The organism is Rhodococcus sp. AB351 (genome assembly GCF_049538275.1).
Classification (GTDB): Bacteria; Actinomycetota; Actinomycetes; order Mycobacteriales; family Mycobacteriaceae; genus Rhodococcus.
This window is the reverse complement of the sequence record NZ_JBMVFW010000018.1, coordinates 1-22,577: the sequence shown is the minus strand read 5'-3', so window position 1 is coordinate 22,577 and position 22,577 is coordinate 1. Positions and strand designations below refer to the sequence as shown.

Sequence of the window (22,577 nt, the reverse complement as noted above, 5' to 3'; positions counted from 1 at the left end):
CAGAACAGTCCACGAGAGGACGTGCAAGCCAGATGTACTACAGCAGTGGAAACTACGAAGCCTTCGCCCGCCCCCGCAAGCCCGAGGGAGTCGAGAACAAGACCGCCTGGTTCGTCGGCGCCGGGCTCACCTCGATGGCCTCGGCGGTGTTCATGATCCGCGACGGGCAACTCTCCGGCGACAAGATCACAATCCTCGAGCGCCTGGACCTGCCCGGCGGCGCGCTGGACGGTATCAAGAAGCCGGACAAAGGGTTTGTCATCCGCGGCGGGCGCGAGATGGAAGACCACATGGAGTGCCTCTGGGATCTGTTCCGCACCATCCCGTCGCTCGAGGTCGACGGATCCGTCCTCGACGAGTTCTACTGGCTCAACAAAGACGACCCAACTACTCACTCAACCGGGTCACACACCGGCAGGGCGAGGAGTTCGTCACCAACAATGAGTTCGGCCTGAGCGAGAAAGCTCAGAAGGAGTTGGTCAAGGTTTTTCTCGCCTCGCGTGAGGAGATGGAAGACAAGCGCATCAACGAGATCTTCGGTGAAGAGTTCCTGAGCAGCAACTTCTGGCTCTACTGGCGGACGATGTTCGCGTTCGAGAACTGGCACTCCGCACTCGAGCTGAAGCTCTACCTGCACCGGTTCGTGCACCACATCGGCGGGCTCCCCGACCTTTCGGCGCTGAAGTTCACGAAGTACAACCAGTACGAATCGCTCGTGCTGCCCATGTACCGCTGGCTCCTGGACCAGGGCGTGAGATTCGAGTTCTCCACCGAGGTCACCGACATCGACTTCGTTTTCGACGGCGACCGTAAACAGGCCACCCGCATCCACTGGACAAAGGGCGGCGTGCCCGGCGGCGTCGACCTCGGTCCCGACGACCTCGTGCTCGCCACGATCGGTTCGCTCACAGAGAACTCCGACGACGGCACCCACCACAATGCGGCCAGACTCGACGAAGGCCCCGCGCCGGCGTGGGACCTGTGGCGGCGCATCGCGGCCAAGCATTCCTCTTTCGCCAACGACCCGTCATCGCTGCGACGCGCAACGCGTCTCCCGTCACGGCAACGGATCGCAACCACGACCCGCCCACGGCGCCTCGCGGGACGGAGGGCAAGTTGACACAGTTGCGCTGCCATGGAACCGCGCTGGCTCTCTCGATGACCACCGGTGAAACAGTGCCGCTCCAGGCTTGCGCCTGGTGTTGCCTGGCCTCCTCGTGATCGGCCCGTCGGGGATCGTCAACGTGGTGCGGGTGTCGAGGCGGTCGGGTCCGACGGCTCGGCGGGGCGCGATCGTCTCGTGCGTTGGCGGACTACGGGAGCTTGGACGCGAGGACGTCGGCCGCCAGGATCTCGGGTGCTGCGCCGAGGAGGTGCTGGTTGGCCATCAGGGCTGCGACGATGGCGCCGTTGGCGTGGGCGTCGCGAGCGGCCTCGTCGGGGAATGCATCGAAGATCCAGAAGGTGTCGGCGTGGGTCCTAGCCGCGAACCAGACAATCGTTCCTACTTCTTCGTTGGCGAGTGCGACAGCGCCGGCGAGCAGATCGGCGAGCGCGTCGTGCTGTCCATCGGCCGCGACGATCTTGGCGACGAATGCATACGGAAGTGATGCTGGTGTGGACATGAGGGGTTCTCCTTGAAGTCGGGGTTCTTCGTGGGGCGAGTTCAGCGTATGACGAGCGAGGGCCGGTGGGGAGTGGCGTATACGACAGTCTTGCTATTGTTCGCGCCATGCGTATCGGACTGATCGCGATCGACGGCTGCTTCGGTTCGGCTGTCGCGTCGGTCATCGACATCGTGCGGGTGGCCGACGGAGCCCGCGGCGATGTCGACCCGCGGATCGACCCGATCGAACTCGCCATCCTCGGACCGAAACGGCGAGTGACCACGACGGCATCGATGACCCTGTCGGTAGACCACCCGCTGTCGGAGTCCGGAGAGTTCGACGTGGTCGTCGTCCCTGCGCTTGGAACCCTCACGGCCGCCGCTACCAACGACGCCCTCCAGAGCCGAGATGCACGTTCGGTCATCGCCTCACTCGGGCGCCTCGACGACGCGACCACCCGGATCGCCGCGGCGTGCACCGGCGTGTTCGCCGTCGCCGAGACCGGACGGATGCATCATCGGCGGGCGACGACCAGCTGGTTCCTGGGGCCGGAGTTCCTGAAGCGCTATCCGACCGTCGCCCTCGATCTCGACACCATGGTCGTGGTCGACGGGAACCTCGTCACCGCCGGCGCCGCGTTCGCCCACATCGACCTCGCGCTCTCACTCGTGCGATCGATCAGCCCCGACCTGGCCCAATATGTCGCCAAGCTCCTCATCATCGACGAGCGTCCGTCGCAGGCGGCCTTCGTCGCCTACGAACATCTCCGGCACGAGGACCCGATCGTCGTCGAGTTCGAACGCTTCGTGCGCGCCCGCCTGGACGAACCGTTCAACGTCGCCTTCGTCGCGCAGTCGCTCGGCACCAGCCGGCGCACCCTCGAACGACGAGTCCGTGCGGCGCTCAACCTCACTCCGCTCGGCTTCGTCCAACGGCTTCGCATCGAACGAGCTCGGCACCTCTCAGCAACCACGGACCTCACCTCCGCCGAGATCGCGCTACGGGTCGGCTACGCGAACGCCGAGACTCTGCGCTCCCTCCTGCGCAGGGAGCGACGCCGTTCCTGACCTATCGCCATGCCTGTAGCCGGTGTCCTAGCGCTCGGTTGGAACCACCTCTCAGCACGTCGCGTCGACGCTCCTGCGTCGCCCCTGGACGACCCACTCGACACGCCCGCAGCACAGGCCATGTGACGTGCCCCGGCTTCCCGGACGGTCGGGGTTGGGTGGCTGTGATGTCGCTGCGTTCTCGTCGAGGAGGTCAGCAGACCCGATCAGGGTCGATTGGGATGAGCCGCGAAGGCGGTCAGGTCAGGGCGGCCGAAGCCGGCCGGCGGGGTAGCGTCGGACACGTCGAGGTCTTTCGGATGGATGGCGTAGGAACCTCCATCGTCGGGAGACCTCGACGTCTATCTGCGGACCGACGCGCCCGGCCGACCTACACCGTCATCTGGGAAGAGCCTGTAATGGTCGCACGGAATGCTCAGGCTGGGGAGAAGCGGTAGAAGTATTTGGTGACGTAGAGTTCGTCGACGATGGTGGTGACCATCAGGATGAGGTCGGGGCCGTCGGTGAACAGGTTGCTGTTCATGTCGAGGTCGCTGTCGGAGTACTTGCTCACCCAGGTGCCGTCCACGAGTCGCTCCATGCGGAGATATGGCGCCACGCTGCTGACGATGCGTCCGTCCTGGTCCTCGATCGAGTCGGTCAGGACGCCCTGCTCCTTCTCGGCGGAGGTCCAGGGGACCTTGGCGCCGCCTCGCATGGAGAAGTGGACCTCGCCGTCGGAGTCGGTGATCTCGAGCGTTTCGCCTCCGGCGGGGGAGATGGTTTCCGGGGTGTAGAGCGAACGGTCGCGGAAGATGATCGCGTAGCTGCCCGAGCGGTGTCCGGCGTCCTGTTCGGAGAAGCCGGTCAATTCCCACCGGCCGAGCAGCGCTGTCGGGTCAGTCGTCTGGGGAGCGGGCATGCCAAGTCCTCTCAGTGGGGGTCGGGTCAGGGGGGCAGCGCGGCTCGAAGCTCCATGGAGTTGTCATCGTTGAAGCGCCAGGCCTCGGCTTCGTTGCCGAGGTGGTAGGTCACGGTTGCGGACTTCGCCTTGAGGTCGCACTGGATCACCCCTGCGACAGGTTCGCCGGGTTGGTCTTCCCGGTTGTCGAGCCAAGTGTTGTTGACTACCGCTTTTAGAATCCCAAACGTCTTGGGGTGGATGTCGCCGACGTTATCCTCACGCTGAGGCCCATAAGCGGCGGCAAGGAGTTTTATTGTGTTTGACTCGTAAAAGAGGATAAAGGCAGCGTGGTCTGCGGGATATTCGGCGAGAAAATAGCGGTCGTTGGCGAGTTTCTCGACAAGAGCTTCGACTGTTTCGTTATCAACTGTCAATGTGGTTGGCATTGCTGTATCACTTTATCTTTGATCGGCTAAACGTCTGGCCTGCCTCGTTTTTGAATCTCTCGGTTATGGTTTCGGGGAGGCCAAGTGAACTGTATCCAACGGTAACTTCTGACGCCCGAGAGCCATCCGGTGGGTGGCTTAAAACTATCTCACCTCGGACCACCGCCGAGGCTCGATCCTCCAGCCCGAGATCGAGTTCGTGCTGGTTAGCGTTGATTCGTTGCTTAGCAATCTCGATCAATGCCGCAAGCTCGCCGGGCGTGTGGGCCGAGCCGATGTGCGCGATCATCTGGCGCCGACCGCGGATCTTCTCCCAGATCTGCACGCCGATGGCCCCGGAGGCGGTCTTGGACTGCACCACGTACAGATCCACCTCCTCCAAACTCCGCTCGATTAGTGACCCGCGCGCCACATGCTCGAACTCGTGACCTGCAGCGATCCTAACGAATTGGCTAGAAACGACGTCAACTTGTGGAACTCAGGTCTGACACGGGGTGGTCCTCGCTGATGCCCTGCACCCGTTTGACGAATTCGTCGCCGGGCTGAACCTCGACCGCGTCGACACTCTCGTCGGCTCGTTCCTCAGCGTCGAGTGCGGTTTCGAGCACGGTCTTCGTCAACTGCCCGAGCAGTCCGTTCGGGCCCATCAGTTAGACGCCTTGTTCCTCGGCCTGGGCCAGTAGTTGCTGCGCCAACTCCAGCTGGTTCATCTCGTCCGCCATGGGCTCCAGTGTTTCCGTCATGGTCGATCCTTCCGCCAAGCTCGCTGCTCGGCGTGTCAGGCCGACCCGGATCACGTCAACACCGACATCCCCGAGCCGGTGACCGCAGAAACGAGCCTGCCCCGCACTCAGGCGGGGCAGGTTTCGATTTGCTCAACTTACGTGGAGCTAAGGGGACTCGAACCCCTGACCCCCACACTGCCAGTGTGGTGCGCTACCAGCTGCGCCATAGCCCCTTGCACGGCCCTGACGGGGACCGCCACCGAAGACTACAGGCGAGAGCGTGAACTCTCGCCTGTAGCGATCTTGTGGAGCTAAGGGGACTCGAACCCCTGACCCCCACACTGCCAGTGTGGTGCGCTACCAGCTGCGCCATAGCCCCGTATTCGGTTGTACCGTCGCGCTCCGGTTGACCCCTTCGCGCTGAAAGAAAACTACACCATCGCGCTCGACGCCAACAAATCGGCTGGTAGACAGCGTGACTGTGGCGGGAGCACGCACCGTGCGCAGCTCCCGCCACCGCTCCGTCTATCCGACGAGTTCGGTCACCCAGTTCTCGTCGCCGAGGGCGTCGATAACGGTCCCCTCGTACACGACAGCCGGCGTGCCGGCCGCTCCGGTCGTCGCGAGCAGACGGCGTCCCGCCTCCGCGTCGGCCGAGGCCTGATCGATCCGGGCGCCGTCGGTGATGCACTGCGCGACGTCCTCGGAGGCACCCGCGTCGCGCGCCATCTGCGCGAGACCCGCGTTGTCGATGTCACCGTCGCCACCCTCGGCCGGTTGGTTGTCGGGCGACAGCAGGGCGTCGTGGAATGCGGAGAACGCGCGGGCATCGCCGCTCTCGGCGACGCACTGCGCCGCCGCCACCGCGCGGGTCGAGTAGTCGCCGCTGCTCGACGCCCGGTCGAGGAAAGCGAGCATCCGGTACCGGATCGCCAATTGGCCGTCGTCGATCGCCTGGGCGAGCTCCTGCGAGTGCTTGTGTTCGAGTTCGGCGCAGTAGGGGCACAGCGGGTCCTCGAACAGGTCGACGGTCCGTGGGGCGTCGGGGCGGCCCAGCAGGATTGCGCCGTCGTCCTCGATCGACACTTCCACCGCGCCGTTCTGCACGGAGCCGTAACCGTCATTGCGGGGATCGCCGCTGCCCGACGACCACAGGACACCACCGATGACGAGCGCACCGATCACCAGGATCGCGATGCCGCCGAGAATGTAGGTGACCCTGTTCGACGTCGGCTGCGGTGTGTACTTGCCGGATGAGACCTTCTTCGCGCTCACGGATGCTGCCCTCTACTGCTCGTCGGTGGGGAAGGACGATCTCACTCTGCCATCGACGGCTGAGGGGCCGCTGAGAGGGAAGCACATGAACCCGGACCGAGCGCGAACCAGGTGCGCGGCCGGACGACCAGCCATATCGACATCGCCAGGAAGCCGACGTCGCGGGCGATCTCGATCGCGTAGTCGCGGCCGTCGACGCCCTCGACCACACCTCCTCCCCCGAAGCAGCCGCAATCGATCGACAGGCCGCGCGCCCACGCCGAGGCGATCGCGACGACGAGCGCGACCAGCCCCAAGGCGCTGACGAGCGCTGCGAAGCGCGTCGCGAGACCGACGAGCAGGACCAGGCCCAGGGCCAGTTCGAGAACGGGGAAGGCGGCGGCGAACGGCCGCACCCAGCCGGTGGGCAAAATCTGGTACGCCCGTACCGCCACGACGGTCTGCGTCGGATCCGAGAACTTCACCCAACCGGAGACGAGCCACACCGCCGCCAGACCGTATCGGGCGAGCGTGGAGACGAGACCGACCCACATGCCGGCGACAATACCGGGCGGTCGTCTCACCGCGCCGTGTCGTCGGTCACCTGTGTCGCCTGCTCGACGACCCGGGGCGTCCGACGACGAACCACGGCAGCGTCGCCGCTAGCATGATCACACCCGTGACCGCGAAGGCCGTCGAGTAGGACAACCGGTCCGCGAGGAAGCCTGCGGCGACCGGACCGATCACCGCGCCGACATCGGCGACCATCTGGAAGGTCGCGAGCACCGGCCCGCCCCGGGCCTTGCTGCCCACGACGTCGGCGACGGCGGCCTGCTGCGAGGGATTCGACAGCCCGGACCCCATACCCGCCACGAACGAGGTGATGAGGAACCACACGACGCTCTCGGTGAATCCCATCGCGATCGTGCTGACCCCGCACACCAGCAGACCGGCCAGGACGAAGGGGCGCCGCCCGAACCGGTCGGACAGCTTGCCGGACTTGATGAGGACGAGTGCGTTGCCCACTGCGAACGCCGTCAGCGCGACACCCGCGAAGGCCTCCCCTTCCTCGAGGGCCTCGACGACGAACAGCGGCACCATCGCGACGCGGACCCCGAACACCACCCAGCCGTTGGCGAAGTTCGATCCGAGGGCCGCGCGGTAGACCGGCGAGCGCAGCGCGTCGCGCAGGCGCATGACGGGCACGCCGTCCCCCTTGTCGGGACGGGCGAGATCCGACGAGCGCAGGCTGATCCCCACGACCGAGGCCGCCACGAGCAGCGCCACGGCGTAGATCAGGAAGGGTGCGCGCAGACCCAGCCCGATCAGCGCACCACCGACGAGCGGGCCGAGAATGTTGCCCATGAGGAAGCTCGTCGCGTACAGGCCCGAGACACGGCCGCGGGCGTCGGCGGGCGCGATCCGCACGAGCAGTCCGAGCGCCGACACGGTGAACATCGTCGACCCGATACCGCCGAGGGCCCGGAAGACGAGCAGCTGCCAGTAACTCGCGGCGAACGCGCACGCCCCCGTCGACAGGGCGACGATGAGCAGGCCCGTGATGTAGACGGGCCGCTCCCCCAGCTTCTGCACCAGCGAACCGCTCGCGGGTGCGAACAGCAGTCGCATCGCCGCGAACGACGACACGACGACGGTCGCCGCCGTGACACCGACGTCGAAGCTGCGCGCGAATTGCGGCAGCGCGGGAGCCACGAGACCGAAGCCGAGCGCGATGACGAAACTCGCGACGACCAGAACCCAGATTTCACGCGGCAACGCCGCGTCACGTGTCCGCATGATGCCCACGATGTTAGCGAGGCGCACGACCTCGCCGGGGCGCGGTGGCGGCCGCGCTCAGGACAGGACGGACGAGACGAGTTCGCGCGCCGCCTGCTGGACCTCGGCGAGATGGTCGGGGCCCCGGAACGATTCGGCGTAGATCTTGTACACGTCCTCGGTGCCGGAGGGACGGGCGGCGAACCACGCGTTCTCGGTGGTCACCTTCAGGCCACCGAGCGCGGCGCCGTTGCCGGGTGCCGCGGTGAGCGTCGCGGTGATCGGTTCGCCGGCGAGTTCGGTGGCACCGACCTGCTCGGGCGACAACTTCGACAGCACCGCCTTCTGCTCCCGCGTCGCAGGGGCGTCCACGCGCGCGTAAGCGGGGTCGCCGTACCGGTCGACGAGTTCGGCGTAGTACCGGGACGGGCTCTTCTCCGTCACCGCGGTGATCTCCGCCGCGAGCAGCGCGAGCACGATGCCGTCCTTGTCGGTGGTCCACACCGAGCCGTCTCGCCGGAGGAAGGAGGCACCGGCACTCTCCTCCCCACCGAAGCCCAGCGAACCGTCGCTCAGGCCGGGCACGAACCACTTGAAGCCGACGGGCACCTCGAGCAGGTCGCGGCCCACTCCGGCGGCGACCCGGTCGATCATCGACGAACTCACCAGCGTCTTGCCCACCTTGCTCGACTCCGCCCAGCCCGGCCGGTTGCGGAACAGGTAGTCGATCGCGACGGCGAGGTAGTGGTTCGGGTTGAGCAGACCAGCGTCGGGGGTCACGATGCCGTGCCGGTCGGCGTCGGCGTCGTTGCCGGTCGCGAGGTCGAAGGCCTCCCGGTTGCCGATCAGCGACGCCATCGCATTCGGGGACGAGCAGTCCATCCGGATCTTGCCGTCGGTGTCGAGTGTCATGAACCGCCAGGTGGCGTCGACGAGCGGATTGACGACGGTGAGGTCGAGCGCGTGCCGTTCGGCGATCTCGCCCCAGTAGTCGACGCTCGCACCGCCCATCGGGTCCGCACCGATCCGTACCCCTGCGGCACGGACGACGTCGAGGTCGACGATGTTCGGCAGGTCGTCGATGTAGGCGGCGAGGAAGTCGTGCCGTCCGGCGGAGGCGAGGGCGGAGGAGAGCGGCACCCGCTTCACCCCGTCGAGTCCGGCGGCGAGCAGTTCGTTGGCGCGGGCGGCGATGGTCGAGGTCGCATCGCTGTCGGCCGGTCCACCGGACGGCGGGTTGTACTTGAAGCCGCCGTCGCGCGGCGGATTGTGCGAGGGGGTGACCACGATGCCGTCGGCACGGGCCCCGGATCCGGCGTTGTGCTGCAGGATCGCGTGACTGACCGCGGGAGTCGGGGTGTAGCGGTCGCGGGAGTCGACCACCACCTCGACACCGTTCGCGACGAGCACTTCGAGTGCGCTCGCCCAGGCCGGTTCGGACAGCGCGTGTGTGTCGCGGCCGAGGAACAGCGGGCCCGAAGTGCCCTGCTGGGCGCGGTATTCGACGATGGCCTGGGTGGTCGCGAGGATGTGGGCTTCGTTGAACGCACCGTCGAGGCTCGAGCCGCGATGGCCGGATGTGCCGAAAGCCACCTGCTGCGAGGCGTTCTCGGGATCCGGTTGCACGGTGTAGTAGGCGGTGACAAGGTGTGCGAGATCTTCGAGATCCGCCGCGGTGGCCGGCTGCCCCGCTCGTTCGTGCGCCATGTGCTCTCCTCGTCGATGGTGGTGTTCTCATCTTGCCGCCGATCCGCGGCACGCGCGGGATGAGTACCCCGATCCGCGCGTCGGTACGGATACGGACGAAAAGGTCATCACGGCCGTGGGACCAAAGTGTCTGACCCGAAAGTAATATTGGCGCTCACAATCAGGTGGGCTAACTTCAGTGAACGAAATGAAGACGATGCCGGGGAGGACATATCTTCGTTTCGCTCTCGCTGTTTCGGCGCCGTCTCCGACGTCTCCGGGACCGACAGCGACCGTGCCCGTCGTCGAGAACTCTCACACCCTGAGTCTCGACGGCGGGCACTGCCGTTTCCAGCGCACTGCCGTTTCCAGGGCACTGTTGTTTCCAGGGCACTGCCGTTTCCCGACACTGCCGATCAGGCTCACCCGGACAACAAGAAACCCGGGTAGGTGATCGATGGTCGATCTCCTACCCGGGTCGATGGTGGAGCTGCCGGGAATCGAACCCGGGTCCTCCGCCGCCTCGCGAGGGCTTCTCCGTGTGCAGTTCGCTATGTCTCTACTCGGATCTCCCGTTCTCGCGAACAAGACGAGATGACGATCCCAGTCGCTGTTTGTTGTCCCGTACGACTCCGCGACCGAGCCGGACGGTAGAGCTCTCTAGTCGATGCCAGGATCCGGGTCGAGAGCAAACCCGGGCTGACAGAGACGCGCTCGCTTAGGCAGCGAGGGCGTACTCGCGCTGAGTGGACTCGGCGCTTAATTGGTTGCAACGACGCTTACGGTGGTCTCTTGCCTGCACCGACACGCTTCCCCTTGCTCAACGTACGCAGTCGAAACCGTTCAGCCCCGTACGCACCTGCGACCTTCGCAGGACTACCTACTGTAACGACCCGAAGGCCCGATGTCATTCCCATTTCCGGAAACGATTCGCGGCCGGGTCATGAGCCTGCTCACATTGCCGCTCACCAGCCGCGGAACCGCGTCGGAGTCACCCGGACGGGAACGGAGTAGTCGGCCAGGAAGGCGTCCGGGCTGGGACGAATCAGCCAGGCAGGCTGACGAGTGCGACGGCAACGCCGGCTGCGAGCAGGCCGAGCAGTTTCACCCGGCTCACGCGCTCACCGAGCACGATCACGGCGAGCAGCACCGTCACCGCCGGATACAGCGCCGCGATCACGCTCACCAGGGAGAGCAGTCCGTGCTGGTAGGCGAACAGCAGTGCACCGTTCGCGATCACATCGATCGCGCCGATCCCGATAAGGATCGGCAGGAGCGACCGGACCGGCCACACCACGGCGCGCCACGAGAAGGCGATCACGAGCCAGACCACGAGGGTGGCGGTCGCGCGGGAGGCGGCGAGCGGCCACAGTCCGGTGCCGGTCCCGACCTGACCGAGGCCGATGAACGACAACGCGAAGGCGATGCCCGATCCGACCGTCCACCACGCGATCCTCGAGGTGAAGCGCGGGTGTCCCACACCGGTGACGGTCTCGTCGGATTCGCGGCTGACCAACCCCACCGCGATCACCGCGACGACGATGCCGAGATAGGCGAGCAGACCGGGCCGGTCCCCCGTCGCGATCCCGACGAGCACAGGGATACCTGCCACGACGACGGCGGTGACCGGTGAGACGACCGACATCGGCCCGTTCGCCAGTGCGAGATAGAACCACCAGACGGCGATGCCGCCGGCCACACCCGCCGCGGCACCCCACGCGAGGGAGGCCGCGGTGAGGTCGCCGCCGGCGATCGACGCGGCGATCAGGGACACGACGAGCGAGACCGGGTAGGTGACGGCGACGACGCCGAGTGCGCTCGCGCGCCGGGAAGCGGCGCCTCCCGCGAAATCGCTGAGGCCGTAACCGACTGCCGCGAGCAGCGCGAGCGCGACCGCGATCAGCGGCTCATGCCCTTCACCCGCCGGCCGAGCTCGCGGGTCACCTCACGTTCGGCGGTCCGGCGTGCGAGATCCTGACGCTTGTCGTAGTCCTGCTTGCCCTTGGCGAGCGCGAGTTCGACCTTGACCTTGCCGTCGGAGAAGTACATCGACAGCGGCACGAGGGTCTGGTTGCCCTCACGGGTCTTGCCGACGAGCGCGTCGATCTCCCGACGGTGCAGCAGCAGCTTGCGGGTGCGGCGCGGAGCGTGGTTGGTCCACGTGCCGTGCCCGTATTCCGGAATGTGCAGACCCCGCAGCCACACCTCGCCGTCGTCGACGGTCGCGAACGCGTCGACCAGGGAGGCCTTGCCCTCCCGCAGGCTCTTGACCTCGGTACCGACGAGGGCGATACCCGCCTCGTAGGTGTCGAGGATGGTGTAGTTGTGGCGCGCCTTCCGGTTGGTCGCGATGACCTTCCGGCCCTTTTCCTTCACGTGCAGGCCTTTCCGGTCCACGATCGATCGAACAGAACACCGTCCAGCATAGGAACCTCGCACAACACCTTATTCACGCACGTACAGACGCAAGGTCACATACGAGGTGAGAGCGGCCATTCCCACACCCACGAGCACCAGGAACGGCGAGACCAGAAGGATGTCGCTGTCGGTGATGCGGGCGACGATGTTCGCGTCGTAGACCTCGGTGAGCATGTCGTCGACGAACATGCTCTTGGCGACGAACAGACCACCGATGGCGAGCGCGGCACCCACGATCGCGGCGATCACCGCTTCGAGGAGGAAGGGCAGCTGCGTGTACCAGCGGGTCGCGCCGACCAGCCGCATGATGCCGACCTCGGTGCGGCGGGTGAAGGCGGCGATCTGCACCATGTTGGCGATCAGGAGCACGGCCGCGATCGCCTGGATCGTGGCGATGGCGAACGCGCCGTTGCGGATGCCGCCGAGCACACCGAACAGGCGCTCGACGAGATCCTGCTGGTTGAGCACGCTGTCGACGCCGGGTCTGGTGCCGAAGTCGTCCTGGATCGCCGCGAAGCGATCCGGATCGGACATCTTGATCTTGAAGGAGGCCGGGAAGCTGTCGGCGCTCACGAGTTCGGCGAGTTCGGGCTGATCGGCGAAGACGCGGTCGGTGGCGTCGGCGACGGCGTCGTCGCGGCTCAGGTACTGGACCGACACCACGTCGTCGGTGCCCTCGAGGTCGCTGCGCAGGGCGGAGCAGAGGTCCTGCTCGCACTCCGGATCGAGCGAGGAGATGTCCTCGGTCAGGAACACCTGCACCTCGACGCGGTCGAGGAAGATCCGTTCCGTCTTGCCCGCCATCTGGACCACGAGCAGACCCGCACCGAACAGCGCGAGGGAGATCGCCGTGGTGAGGATCATCGCGATGGTCATGGTGAGGTTGCGGCGCAGGCCGGTGGTGACCTCGCTGAACAGGAAGCTGGCACGCATCGGGTGGGAATCCTTCGGTTGCCTGGTGGGGATGCTCGGGTGACGGGATCTACCGGCCGACGCCGTAGACGCCGCGCGCCTCGTCGCGCACGACGCGTCCGAGATCGAGTTCGACGACCCGCCGCCGCATCGAGTCGACGATGTGGTGGTCGTGGGTCGCCATGAGCACCGTCGTGCCCGTGCGGTTGATGCGTTCGAGCAGCAGCATGATGTCCTGGCTGGTCTCGGGGTCGAGGTTGCCGGTCGGTTCGTCGGCCATCAGCACGAGCGGCCGGTTGACGAACGCGCGCGCGATCGCGACGCGCTGCTGTTCGCCGCCGGACAGTTCGGCGGGCAGCCGGTCGGCCTTGCCGGACAGTCCCACCAGGTCGAGCACCTCCGGCACCGTCCGTTCGATCACCCCGCGCGGCTTGCCGATCACCTCGAGAGCGAACGAGATGTTCTCGGCGACGGTCTTGCGCTGGAGCAACCGGAAGTCCTGGAAGACGCACCCGAGATTCTGGCGCAGCTTCGGCACACGACGCGCCGGCAGCCGGTTGACATGGAAATCCGCCACGTGGATGTCGCCGGTGGTGGGCTTCTCCTCGCGCAGGAGCAACCGGAGGAAGGTCGACTTCCCCGATCCGGAGGGACCGATGAGAAAGACGAACTCGCCCTTCTCGACGTGCACCGAGACCCCTTCGAGTGCGGGGCGCGTGGACGTCTTGTAGGACTTGGACACATTCTCCAGCCGGATCACGTGGACATGCTAACCGTTACCGGACGGTGACCTACGGCACCGGCTCGTCGGCGCTCTACGACGGCGGGGCGTCGGTGTCCTCGGTGACCGTCGGATTCTGCTGGTCGTTCAACCCGGGGATCCGCGGCAGATCGAACGGGAACTGCCTGTTCGTCGTGGTGGGAATCTCCGTGGTCGGCACGTCCCGCTGCGGCACGACCCCCTGTTCCGAACCCGGACCGTCGGTCGCCGTCGTGGGCGGGTAGAGCGACGAGGTCGTCGGCGGATAGGGCGTGTCGGTGGTCTCCGGCACGTACTCCTCCTGCGGGGCCGTGGTCGCCGGCGGCACGTACGGCACGTACGGGGTCTCGGAGATGAGCACGGCGGTCGACGGTGCCTCGGGGGTGTCCTCGGGCTGGTTGAGGAACAGGTAGGTCACCCACAGCGCGAGCCACAGGGTGCACAACGCGAAGGTCGTGGTCCTGATCCGTCCGCCCAGCAGGTGCGACGGGATGCGCCTGCGGTGCGTCTCCTCCGGCTCGGTGGCCGCGCCTCCACCCGACGTCCCTCCACCCGGTGTCACTGTGCCTCCACTCGATCGACCACGCTGGCGGTGTCGAGCTGGGGCGTGACGGTGATGCCCTGTTCACGCAGCGCTCGCGCGATCCGCGCACGCAGCAGACGGCCCACCTGGAACTGCTTGCCGGGCAGCGTGCGCGCGACCATGCGGACGCTGAGCTGATCCACCTCGAGGCTCTCGACACCCATCACGCTCGGCTCGTCGAGCAGCAGCTCCCGCAGGCGGGGTTCCTTGTATGCGGCGACACCCAGTTCGCGCAGGATCTCGGTGACGTCGGCGATGTCGGCGCTCACCGGGATCGGCACGTCCACCACGGCGCGCGCCCAGTCCTTCGACAGATTGACGGCCTTGTTGATCTGCCCGTTGGGGACGGTGATGACCTCACCTGCCGTGCTGCGAACCCGGGTGACGCGCAATGTGACGTCCTCGACGGTGCCGATCGCGTCCTCGGACGCACCGGTCACGGAGATCTGCACGGTGTCGCCGAAGCCGTACTGCCGTTCGGTGATGATGAAGAACCCCGCGAGGATGTCCTGCACGATGCGCTGGGCACCGAAGCCGAGTGCCGCGCCGAGCACGGTCGCCGGCGCAACCAGGCTGCCGATGGGCAGCTGGAGATAGTCGAACACCTTCAGGGTCGCGACGATGTACACGAACGAGATGGCCATCCACGTGACCACCTGGGCGACCGAGTGGCGATGCTTCGTCGCCTCGGACCGCACGAGGTCGTCGGACTGGGTGTAGCGATCGTCGATGCGCCGCGTGATGCGGCTGCCGAGCCAGGAGACGAACCGGGCGATGAGAACCGCGCCCAGGATCGTGAGCGCGATCAGCAGCCCGCTCGTCGACAACCAGTCGAGCAGTCTAGCTCCGGGAAGAAACGGCACAGGCCCCTCTCCTGTTTCCGATCACGACTTCTGCTCTTCCCGCATACGCCAGCGGATGCCCGATTCGAGGAATCCGTCGATGTCGCCGTCGAGCACCGCCGAGGGGTTGTTGACCTCGTACTCGGTGCGAAGGTCCTTGACCATCTGGTAGGGGTGCAGCACGTACGAGCGCATCTGGTTGCCCCACGAGCTGCCGCCGTCGCCCTTGAGCGCATCCATCTCGGCGCGCTCCTCCTGGCGCTTGCGCTCGAGGAGCTTGGCCTGCAGGACGCGCATGGCCGCGACCTTGTTCTGCAGCTGCGACTTCTCGTTCTGACAGGTGACGACGATGCCGGTCGGGATGTGCGTCAGACGCACGGCGGAGTCGGTGGTGTTGACCGACTGGCCACCCGGGCCGGACGAACGGTAGACGTCGACGCGGACGTCGTTCTCGTCGACATCGATGTGGTCGGTGGTCTCGACGACGGGCAGCACCTCGACCTCGGCGAAGGAGGTCTGGCGGCGGCCCTGGTTGTCGAAGGGGCTGATGCGGACGAGCCGGTGCGTGCCCATCTCGACCGACAGGGTGCCGTAGGTGTAGGGCGCCTTCACCGCGAAGGTGGCGGACTTGATGCCGGCCTCTTCGGCGTAGGAGGTGTCGTAGACCTCGACGCCGTATCCGTGCTTGTCGGCCCAGCGGATGTACATGCGCATGAGCATCTCGGCCCAGTCGGCGGCGTCGACGCCACCGGCGCCCGCGCGGATGTTGACGAGCGCGTCGCGCTGGTCGTACTCGCCGGACAGCAGCGTGCGTACCTCCATCGCCTCGATGTCGGCGCGCAGGCTCTCGCGTTCGGCATCGGCGTCGGCCATGGCGGCGGTGCGGGCCTCACCCTCCTCGCCCTCGGCGAGTTCGTACAGAACCGGCAGATCCTCGAGTCGCTGACGCAGACCCTCGACCCGGCGCAGCTCACCCTGTGCGTGCGACAGCTCGCTGGTGACCTTCTGGGCGTGCTCCTGGTCGTTCCACAACTCGGGATCGGCGGCCTGGTGCTCGAGTTCGTCGATGCGCCGTCGCAGCTCCTCGACGTCGAGGACCGACTCCACGGTGCGGAGGGTCGTGTCGAGCTCGGTCAGGGCTGCGGAAACATCGGGATGCACGATTCAACAGGTTACCGGAGCGACGAACCGGCCCGCCGTGGGCGGCGATCGACACGTGCAGGGCCCGAGCCGGGTCGAGCATCGCCGACCCCGGAGTGGACGGCAAGCTGCTCGGCCCGGAGCGACGGCGGCTAGCGTTTCCGTCATGACCACCGACTACACCGCCGACCTGGACCTCGCCCTCCGACTCGCCGACGCATCCGACTCCATCACCCGCGACCGTTTCGGTGCGCTGGACCTGAAGGTGGACGACAAGCCGGACCTGAGCCCGGTCTCCGATGCCGACCTCACCGTCGAGCGCACCATCCGCGAGACGCTCGGCGAGCAGCGACCGGACGACGCGGTGCTCGGCGAGGAGTTCGGTGGCGACGCGGTCTTCCGCGGACGGCAGTGGGTCGTCGATCCGATCGACGGCACGAAGAACTTCGTGCGCGGTGTGCCGGTCTGGGCGAGCCTCATCTCGCTCCTCGAGGACGGTGTGCCCGTCGTCGGCGTGGTCAGCGCCCCGGCACTGAACCGTCGGTGGTGGGCGGCTGCGGGCGGCGGCGCCTGGGTATCGCACGACGGCGCCGAGCCCCGACGCATCTCGGTGTCGCAGGTGACCGATCTCGCATCGGCGTCGCTGAGCTTCTCGAGCCTGAGCGGCTGGCACGAGCGCGGCATCCGTGATCGTTTCGTCGCCCTGACCGACGACGTGTGGCGGGTGCGCGCCTACGGCGACTTCTTCTCCTACTGCCTGCTCGCCGAGGGCACCCTCGAGATCGCGCTCGAACCCGAGGTCTCGCTGTGGGATCTGGCCGCCCTCGACGTATTGGTGCGCGAGGCCGGTGGACGGTTCACGAACCTCGAGGGCGCGGACGGCCCGCACGGCGGCAGCGCGGTCGCGACCAACGGCACGCTGCACGACGAGGTGCTCGGTCGGCTGAAGTGAGGGGCCGGCCCCACGCGCCGTGCGCCGCGTGGGGCCGGGTCCGTCAGCGGACCGGGAGGTACACCGCGGTCTCGAGGTCGGCTTCGCTCCTGACGCTCGGGTCGTTCGTATAGACGTTGAAGTGGTGGGTGGCCACGTCGTCGTCGACCCGGGCCGCGGACAGGCCGTGTTCGGTCAGAAATGCGGCGATCGCCTCGTGGGCCCGCGGGATCGATTCGGCGTACGGCCCGGTCACGGTGGCGACGACCGCCCGGCGTGCGGGGAACTCGTGAACCGTCAGCGGTTCGCGGGCCGTGGTTCCCGGCGCCACCGGCAGGAACACGGATTCGTCGACGTCCGACTCGCGGAACTCGCCGTCGTGTTCGATGCATCCGCCGGGTCCGGTCGGGACGATGCCCTGCTCCTGCAGGGCGGGCATGAAGCGTTGCCACAGTTCGCCTTCGGCCGAGTAGTCGGCGACGGTGCCGCGGAGGCAGACGTAGGTCTGCTGCGGAATCTCGGTCAGTTCGATTCGGGTCATGATCGTGTCCTCCGGTATCTCGTCGAGCATGCGGTCCAGGGCCCTCAGTCGCATGCGACCGAGTTCGAGCTCCTCCTCCAGCACGCGGCGCTGCATTCGGAGTGCCTGCGTGTAGGCGGGAGTTCCGGCCGTCGCCAGTAGCGCCCCGATGGCGGACACGCCGAAGCCGACGTCGCGCAGACGGCGGATGCGCGCGGCATCGGCGGTCTGCTCGGGGAGGTATCGGCGGTAACCGCTGACCTCGTCGACCACGGCGGGGATCAGCACTCCGTGCGAGTCGTAGTGCCGCAGCATCCGCACGCTGATCCGGGTCAGGGACGAGAACTCTCCGATGGACATCAACCTGGTGGTGTCGGTCATGGCGCCGAGTCTGCGACCTCACACGGTGTGAGGGTCAACCGGCGGAACTTACCGCGCAGTAGACACCGACCTTACTCGGAAGTAAGATCGGAACCGTCCGCTGCCGCATCGAGAGACTTCTGGTGATCATGAGCAAGCAAGACAGCGTGGCCCGCCACACGCCTCGCGACACGTCCGCCGTCGGCCTCAATCCGATCAAACGCGACGCCATGGGCGCTGCCATGCGCGTGCTCACCCGGATCACGGGCTCCGAACTGGCCGACCGGTACAAGATCCGCGAGACGATCGACCGGATCACGTACCAGTCCACGAAGACGGGCTTCAAGACCCTCGGCGCCGCCACGCGCACCTTCAAGAAGATGTCGGGCGGCGCGAGCGGCCCGCAGCGTCTCACCCCTGCGAAGAACGCCGACTTCTTCGATCTCACCCCCACCGACGATCAGCAGATGATCACGGAGACGGTGCGGGAGTTCGCCGCCGAGATCCTGCGGCCCGCCGCGCACGACGCCGACGAGGCCGCCGCGGCCCCGGCCGACCTGCTCGCGCGCGCAGCCGAACTCGGCATCACCATGGTCAACGTGCCCGAGGCGTTCGACGGCGCCGCCGACGAGCGCGGCGTGGTCACCAACGTGCTGGTCGCCGAGGCCCTCGCACACGGCGACATGGGCCTGGCCCTGCCGATCCTCGCGCCGAGCGGCGTGGCCGTGGCGCTGACGCAGTGGGGCACCGAGGACCAGCAGAAGACCTACCTGCCGGCCTTCGCCGGCGACGACGTCCCCCAGGCGTCCGTCGTCATCGCCGAGCCGCGCGCCCTGTTCGATCCCTTCGCGCTGCAGACCAAGGCGGTCCGCTCCCCCAGCGGCTACCGGCTCAACGGTGTGAAGTCGTTCGTCCCGGCCGCGGGCAGCGCCGAACTCTTCGTCGTCGCAGCCGAACTCGACGGCAAGCCGTCCCTCTTCCTCGTCGAGGCGAAGAGCAAGGGCGTCGTCATCGAGGCCGATCCGGGCATGGGCCTGCGCGCCGCCGGGCTGGGCCGCCTCCTGCTCGAGGACGTCGCGGTGCCGGAATCGGCACGTCTCGGCGACGACGACGCCGACATCCGCGCCGAGCAGTACGCCGACGCCGTGCGCCTGTCGCGCCTGGGCTGGGCAGCTCTGGCGATGGGCACCGGTCAGGCCGTGCTCGACTACGTGGTCCCCTACGTCAACGAGCGCGAGGCCTTCGGTGAGCCCATCAGCCACCGGCAGGCGGTGGCGTTCATGGTGGCCAACATCAAGATCGAGCTCGACGGTCTGCGCCTGGTCACGCTACGTGGTGCGTCGCGGGCCGAGCAGGGCCTGTCGTTCGCTCGCGAGGCGGCCCTGGCCCGCAAGCTCGCCACCGACAAGGGCATGCAGTTCGGTCTCGACGGCGTCCAGCTGCTCGGTGGCCACGGCTACACCAAGGAACACCCCGTCGAACGTTGGTACCGCGACCTGCGAGCAATCGGAGTCGCCGAGGGCGTCGTCCTCGTCTGATCGGCCCGACCCGAACAAGGAACCTGTGATGATCAATCTCGAACTTCCCCGGAAGCTCAAGGCTTCCGCGAACCAGGCCCATCAGGTCGCCGCGCAGATCTTCCGGCCGATCTCCCGCAAGTACGACCTCGCCGAGCACGAGTACCCCGTCGAACTCGACACGATGGCCGCGATGGTCGAGGGACTCAACGACTCCGGTCAGGGCGCGGCGGGCGCCACGCTCGGCCGCGACAGCAAGGCCAAGCAGGACGGCGCCGCCGGAAATGCCAACGGCGGCAACATGGCCGGGCTCCTCAACGTCATCGAGACGTGCTGGGGCGACGTCGGCCTGACCCTGTCGATCCCCTACCAGGGCCTCGGCAACTCCGCGATCGCCGCGGTGGCCACCGACGAGCAACTCGAACGTTTCGGCAAGGTGTGGGCCTCGATGGCGATCACCGAGCCCGGTTTCGGATCCGACTCGGCGGCCGTGACGACCACGGCCGTGCTCGACGGCGACGAGTGGGTCCTCAACGGCGAGAAGATCTTCGTCACCGCCGGTGAGCGTTCCACGCACATCGTCGTGTGGGCATCCGTCGACAGGTCGAAGGGCCGCGCCGCGATCAAGTCGTTCGTCGTGCCGCGCGAGGCTCCCGGACTCTCGGTCGCGCGTCTCGAGAAGAAGCTCGGCATCAAGGCATCGGACACCGCGGTGCTCGTGCTCGACAATTGCCGCATCCCGAAGGACAACATCCTCGGCTCCCCGGAGGTGAACACCGAGAAGGGGTTCGCCGGGGTCATGCAGACCTTCGACAACACGCGTCCGATCGTGGCCGGCATGGCCGTGGGCCTCGGTCGCGCGGTGCTCGAGGAACTGCGCGCGATCCTGAAGGAGGCGGGCGTCGAGGTCTCCTACGACATCCCTGCCAACAACCAGCACGCCGCGGCCGCCGAGTTCCTGGCGCTCGAGGCCGACTGGGAGGCCGCCTACCTGCTCGCGCTGCGCGCGACGTGGATGGCCGACAACAAGAAGCCCAACTCCCTCGAGGCGTCGGTGTCGAAGGCCAAGGCCGGCCGCACCGGCACCGCGGTCTCGCTCAAAGCTGTCGAACTCGCCGGAACCTACGGGTACTCCCAGCGGCCGCTGCTCGAGAAGTGGGCACGTGATTCCAAGATCCTCGACATCTTCGAGGGCACCCAGCAGATCCAGCAGCTCATCGTCGCTCGACGGGTGCTCGGAAAGTCGTCCTCCGAACTGAAATAACGCCCGGGGCATGGGGTCCGTCCGCAGGCCCGGAGGGATGGGACCGGGGGCCGGCAACGGTACCCGGCGTTTCGGAGGATCCATCGGGGGACGAGCCCTCGCCGCAGGTGCGGCGAGGGCTCTACCCGTTCGAGGACATTTGCCTGGAATGTGAGCTACGTCACGGCTACTGTGTGTCCTGACACCGACACACAGCCAGGGGGACGGATGCTCGGTCAGGACATTCTCGGCAGGATCACGGGCGGGCGGATCACGCTCGACGACACGATCGGCCAGGTCAAGGACACCGTCGGATCACTCGCGGTACTCCATCGCGCAGGTCTGCTGCACTTCCCACGCGTGGACCACAGCATCGGGACGATCATGGCGGCCAACAAGTACGGCCCCTTCGCCGGTGCCGTGCACGCACAGGCCGAACGCGGTCTGGACGCCGTCGCACTGATAGACGAGGCCGGCGACGTCACCTACAAGGAACTCGAGGCCCGATCCAACGCCCTCGTACGTGCATGGCAGCGCGCCGGGGTCGAACCGGGATCGGTCATGGGCATCATGGCCCGCAACCACCGCGGTCTCGTGCTGACGATGCTCGCCACCGCCAAGCTCGGCGTGCGACTCGTGATGATGAACACCGGCTTCGCCCCACGGCAACTCGTCGACGTCGCCGCGCGCGAACAGGTCTCGACGTTCGTCTTCGACAGCGAGTTCGCCGAGGTCGCCGCCGCGCTCCCCGACGACGTGCGCCGGTACGTCTCCTGGGTGGACGACGAGGTCCCCGGCATCCCGACGCTGGAGCAGTCGATCGAAGGGCTGGACGGCTCGTCCCTGCCCGCCCCGGACGTCTTCGGTGGATTCGTATTGCTCACCAGCGGCACCACCGGCACCCCGAAGGGCGCGCCGCGCGGCCGCACGTCGCCGTTCGCGTCAGCCCAGTTCCTCGACCGGGTTCCGCTGCGCCCCGGACAGACGATGCTCATGGCCGCCCCCGCCTTCCACGGCACCGGCGTCTCGCAGTTCGCGCTCGCCCTCGCGCTCGGTCAAACCGTGGTGATGATGCGGCGCTTCTCCCCCGTCGACACCCTGGGCCTCGTCGAGCAGCACGGGGCGAACGTGCTGGTCGTGGTCCCGACCATGCTGCAGCGGATCCTCGACCTCGGACCGGAGAAGATCGCCGAGTACGACACCTCGAGCCTGAAGATCGTTTTCTCTGCGGGTTCGTCGCTCTCACCCGATGTGTGCCGCCGGACGACGGAGGCCTTCGGGCACGTGCTGTACAACCTGTACGGATCCACCGAATGCGCCGTCGCGACGGTCGCGACCCCCGACGACATCCGGCAGGCCCCCGGCACGGCCGGTCGCCCTCCCGTGACGTGCCGGGTGGTGCTGTTCGACGACGACGGCAACCGCATCACCGAACCGCACGTCTCCGGCCGCATCTTCGTCTCGAGCGGCCTGTCCTTCGCCGGCTACACCGATGGTCGCGACAAGGAACGCATCGACGGACTGCTGTCGATCGGCGACATCGGGCACTGGGACGAGAACGGCCTGCTCTTCGTCGACGGCCGCGACGACGACATGATCGTCTCCGGCGGCGAGAACGTCTATCCGCTCGAGGTCGAGAACCTGCTCGCCGAACGGGAGGACGTGCTCGACGCCGCCGTGGTCGGTGTCGCCGATTCCCAGTTCGGGCAGCGGCTGCGGGCCTTCGTGGTCCCCTCCCCCGATTCCTCCCGCGACGCCGAGGACATCAAGGCGTTCGTGAAGGCGAATCTCGCCCGGTACAAGGTCCCGCGCGAGGTGGTCTTCCTCGACGAGCTGCCACGCAATGCCACCGGGAAGCTGCTGCGCCGAGTGCTGGTGGAGATGGATGTGCCCGAGGATCCCGAGAA

At 67.1% G+C, this 22,577-nt stretch carries 20 protein-coding genes, 2 tRNA genes, 1 other RNA gene and 3 pseudogenes; 6 read left to right on the top strand and 20 right to left on the bottom strand.

What is annotated here, in order from left to right; genetic code table 11:
- The first annotated feature begins 32 nt into the window (after positions 1–32).
- Positions 33–1,120, top strand: a pseudogene (locus ACPCXD_RS21220) (oleate hydratase).
- A gap of 193 nt (positions 1,121–1,313) precedes the next feature.
- Here the strand turns inward: ACPCXD_RS21220 and ACPCXD_RS21215 are convergent.
- Positions 1,314–1,625, bottom strand: a complete 312-nt coding sequence (locus ACPCXD_RS21215) for a putative quinol monooxygenase (RefSeq protein ID WP_006247389.1) — start codon at positions 1,623–1,625, stop codon at positions 1,314–1,316.
- Between the two features lie 107 nt (positions 1,626–1,732).
- Here ACPCXD_RS21215 and ACPCXD_RS21210 point away from each other — a divergent pair, with 107 nt between their 5' ends.
- A complete protein-coding gene (locus tag ACPCXD_RS21210; protein ID WP_039586057.1) occupies positions 1,733–2,674 on the top strand; it encodes a GlxA family transcriptional regulator in 942 nt (313 codons plus the stop codon).
- A 415-nt stretch (positions 2,675–3,089) separates the two neighbouring features.
- On the opposite strand, the gene ACPCXD_RS21205 is transcribed toward ACPCXD_RS21210, so the two are convergent.
- The 18 genes and pseudogenes from ACPCXD_RS21205 to prfB all read right to left on the bottom strand — a co-directional run bounded on the left by ACPCXD_RS21205 (position 3,090) and on the right by prfB (position 16,120).
- Complete coding sequence (locus tag ACPCXD_RS21205) at positions 3,090–3,575, bottom strand: hypothetical protein (protein WP_033097161.1); 486 nt, start codon at positions 3,573–3,575, stop codon at positions 3,090–3,092.
- Between the two features lie 26 nt (positions 3,576–3,601).
- Positions 3,602–4,003, bottom strand: a complete 402-nt coding sequence (locus tag ACPCXD_RS21200) for a hypothetical protein (RefSeq protein ID WP_088899420.1) — start codon at positions 4,001–4,003, stop codon at positions 3,602–3,604.
- 157 nt (positions 4,004–4,160) lie between these two features.
- Positions 4,161–4,364 (bottom strand): annotated as a pseudogene (locus ACPCXD_RS21195) (IS1634 family transposase); the annotation flags it as partial.
- A 220-nt stretch (positions 4,365–4,584) separates the two neighbouring features.
- Positions 4,585–4,725 (bottom strand): annotated as a pseudogene (locus ACPCXD_RS21190) (IS256 family transposase); the annotation flags it as partial.
- A gap of 163 nt (positions 4,726–4,888) precedes the next feature.
- A tRNA-Ala gene (locus ACPCXD_RS21185) sits at positions 4,889–4,961 on the bottom strand.
- Between the two features lie 73 nt (positions 4,962–5,034).
- A tRNA-Ala gene (locus tag ACPCXD_RS21180) sits at positions 5,035–5,107 on the bottom strand.
- Between the two features lie 146 nt (positions 5,108–5,253).
- The gene (locus tag ACPCXD_RS21175; RefSeq protein WP_006550359.1) at positions 5,254–6,003 is read right to left on the bottom strand and encodes a DsbA family protein; all 750 of its coding nucleotides are present in this window, start codon (positions 6,001–6,003) and stop codon (positions 5,254–5,256) included.
- A 41-nt stretch (positions 6,004–6,044) separates the two neighbouring features.
- Positions 6,045–6,536, bottom strand: coding sequence for a MauE/DoxX family redox-associated membrane protein (locus ACPCXD_RS21170; RefSeq protein ID WP_160877600.1), 492 nt, complete (start codon positions 6,534–6,536; stop codon positions 6,045–6,047).
- Positions 6,537–6,582: 46 nt separating this feature from the next.
- On the bottom strand, positions 6,583–7,779 hold the full coding sequence (locus ACPCXD_RS21165; RefSeq protein WP_423661102.1) for an MFS transporter: 1,197 nt from the start codon (positions 7,777–7,779) through the stop codon (positions 6,583–6,585).
- 57 nt (positions 7,780–7,836) lie between these two features.
- Positions 7,837–9,465: a phosphoglucomutase (alpha-D-glucose-1,6-bisphosphate-dependent) gene (gene pgm, locus ACPCXD_RS21160; RefSeq protein ID WP_423661101.1), complete on the bottom strand. Its 1,629-nt coding sequence runs from the start codon at positions 9,463–9,465 to the stop codon at positions 7,837–7,839.
- A gap of 461 nt (positions 9,466–9,926) precedes the next feature.
- Positions 9,927–10,295: a transfer-messenger RNA gene (gene ssrA / locus ACPCXD_RS21155) on the bottom strand.
- Positions 10,296–10,489: 194 nt separating this feature from the next.
- Positions 10,490–11,347, bottom strand: a complete 858-nt coding sequence (locus tag ACPCXD_RS21150; protein WP_186455290.1) for a DMT family transporter — start codon at positions 11,345–11,347, stop codon at positions 10,490–10,492.
- Positions 11,344–11,820 (bottom strand): SsrA-binding protein SmpB, encoded by a 477-nt coding sequence (gene smpB, locus ACPCXD_RS21145; RefSeq protein WP_024101458.1) that lies wholly within the window; start codon positions 11,818–11,820, stop codon positions 11,344–11,346. Before smpB ends, ACPCXD_RS21150 begins: the two co-directional genes overlap by 4 nt.
- A 69-nt stretch (positions 11,821–11,889) precedes the next feature.
- Positions 11,890–12,795, bottom strand: coding sequence for a permease-like cell division protein FtsX (gene ftsX, locus ACPCXD_RS21140; RefSeq protein WP_016693133.1), 906 nt, complete (start codon positions 12,793–12,795; stop codon positions 11,890–11,892).
- 49 nt (positions 12,796–12,844) lie between these two features.
- On the bottom strand, positions 12,845–13,534 hold the full coding sequence (gene ftsE / locus ACPCXD_RS21135; RefSeq protein ID WP_006550350.1) for a cell division ATP-binding protein FtsE: 690 nt from the start codon (positions 13,532–13,534) through the stop codon (positions 12,845–12,847).
- Between the two features lie 55 nt (positions 13,535–13,589).
- Positions 13,590–14,096, bottom strand: coding sequence for an Rv3103c transmembrane domain-containing protein (locus ACPCXD_RS21130; protein WP_016693132.1), 507 nt, complete (start codon positions 14,094–14,096; stop codon positions 13,590–13,592).
- Positions 14,093–14,980, bottom strand: a complete 888-nt coding sequence (locus tag ACPCXD_RS21125) for a mechanosensitive ion channel family protein (RefSeq protein ID WP_026061332.1) — start codon at positions 14,978–14,980, stop codon at positions 14,093–14,095. The genes ACPCXD_RS21130 and ACPCXD_RS21125 overlap by 4 nt, the downstream gene beginning before the upstream one ends.
- A 21-nt stretch (positions 14,981–15,001) precedes the next feature.
- Positions 15,002–16,120 carry a peptide chain release factor 2 gene (gene prfB, locus ACPCXD_RS21120; protein WP_016693130.1) on the bottom strand — a complete coding sequence of 373 codons (1,119 nt, stop codon included), beginning with the start codon at positions 16,118–16,120 and terminating at the stop codon, positions 15,002–15,004.
- A 145-nt stretch (positions 16,121–16,265) separates the two neighbouring features.
- Between prfB and hisN the strand changes: the two genes are divergently transcribed.
- A complete protein-coding gene (gene hisN / locus ACPCXD_RS21115; protein WP_016693129.1) occupies positions 16,266–17,051 on the top strand; it encodes a histidinol-phosphatase in 786 nt (261 codons plus the stop codon).
- Positions 17,052–17,094: 43 nt separating this feature from the next.
- On the opposite strand, the gene ACPCXD_RS21110 is transcribed toward hisN, so the two are convergent.
- Positions 17,095–17,931: a MerR family transcriptional regulator gene (locus ACPCXD_RS21110; protein WP_016693128.1), complete on the bottom strand. Its 837-nt coding sequence runs from the start codon at positions 17,929–17,931 to the stop codon at positions 17,095–17,097.
- A 122-nt stretch (positions 17,932–18,053) separates the two neighbouring features.
- Between ACPCXD_RS21110 and ACPCXD_RS21105 the strand changes: the two genes are divergently transcribed.
- The 3 genes from ACPCXD_RS21105 to ACPCXD_RS21095 form a co-directional block, all read left to right on the top strand.
- The gene (locus ACPCXD_RS21105; protein ID WP_145693137.1) at positions 18,054–19,448 is read left to right on the top strand and encodes an acyl-CoA dehydrogenase family protein; all 1,395 of its coding nucleotides are present in this window, start codon (positions 18,054–18,056) and stop codon (positions 19,446–19,448) included.
- A gap of 28 nt (positions 19,449–19,476) precedes the next feature.
- A complete protein-coding gene (locus ACPCXD_RS21100) occupies positions 19,477–20,691 on the top strand; it encodes an acyl-CoA dehydrogenase family protein (protein ID WP_145693138.1) in 1,215 nt (404 codons plus the stop codon).
- Between the two features lie 207 nt (positions 20,692–20,898).
- A partial coding sequence (locus tag ACPCXD_RS21095; RefSeq protein WP_423661100.1) for an acyl-CoA synthetase occupies positions 20,899–22,577 on the top strand: 1,679 nt, incomplete at its 3' end.

What these genes read in the sequence shown, in the direction of transcription:
- ACPCXD_RS21200 (WP_088899420.1), bottom strand. Translation starts at nt 4,003, where the DNA reads ATGCCAACCACATTGACAGTTGATAACGAAACAGTCGAAGCTCTTGTC.
- ACPCXD_RS21100 (WP_145693138.1), top strand. Translation starts at nt 19,477, where the DNA reads ATGATCAATCTCGAACTTCCCCGGAAGCTCAAGGCTTCCGCGAACCAG.
- ACPCXD_RS21165 (WP_423661102.1), bottom strand. Translation starts at nt 7,779, where the DNA reads ATGCGGACACGTGACGCGGCGTTGCCGCGTGAAATCTGGGTTCTGGTC.
- ACPCXD_RS21215 (WP_006247389.1), bottom strand. Translation starts at nt 1,625, where the DNA reads ATGTCCACACCAGCATCACTTCCGTATGCATTCGTCGCCAAGATCGTC.
- ftsX (WP_016693133.1), bottom strand. Translation starts at nt 12,795, where the DNA reads ATGCGTGCCAGCTTCCTGTTCAGCGAGGTCACCACCGGCCTGCGCCGC.
- ACPCXD_RS21170 (WP_160877600.1), bottom strand. Translation starts at nt 6,536, where the DNA reads ATGTGGGTCGGTCTCGTCTCCACGCTCGCCCGATACGGTCTGGCGGCG.
- ACPCXD_RS21210 (WP_039586057.1), top strand. Translation starts at nt 1,733, where the DNA reads ATGCGTATCGGACTGATCGCGATCGACGGCTGCTTCGGTTCGGCTGTC.
- hisN (WP_016693129.1), top strand. Translation starts at nt 16,266, where the DNA reads ATGACCACCGACTACACCGCCGACCTGGACCTCGCCCTCCGACTCGCC.
- ACPCXD_RS21205 (WP_033097161.1), bottom strand. Translation starts at nt 3,575, where the DNA reads ATGCCCGCTCCCCAGACGACTGACCCGACAGCGCTGCTCGGCCGGTGG.
- ACPCXD_RS21110 (WP_016693128.1), bottom strand. Translation starts at nt 17,931, where the DNA reads ATGACCGACACCACCAGGTTGATGTCCATCGGAGAGTTCTCGTCCCTG.
- pgm (WP_423661101.1), bottom strand. Translation starts at nt 9,465, where the DNA reads ATGGCGCACGAACGAGCGGGGCAGCCGGCCACCGCGGCGGATCTCGAA.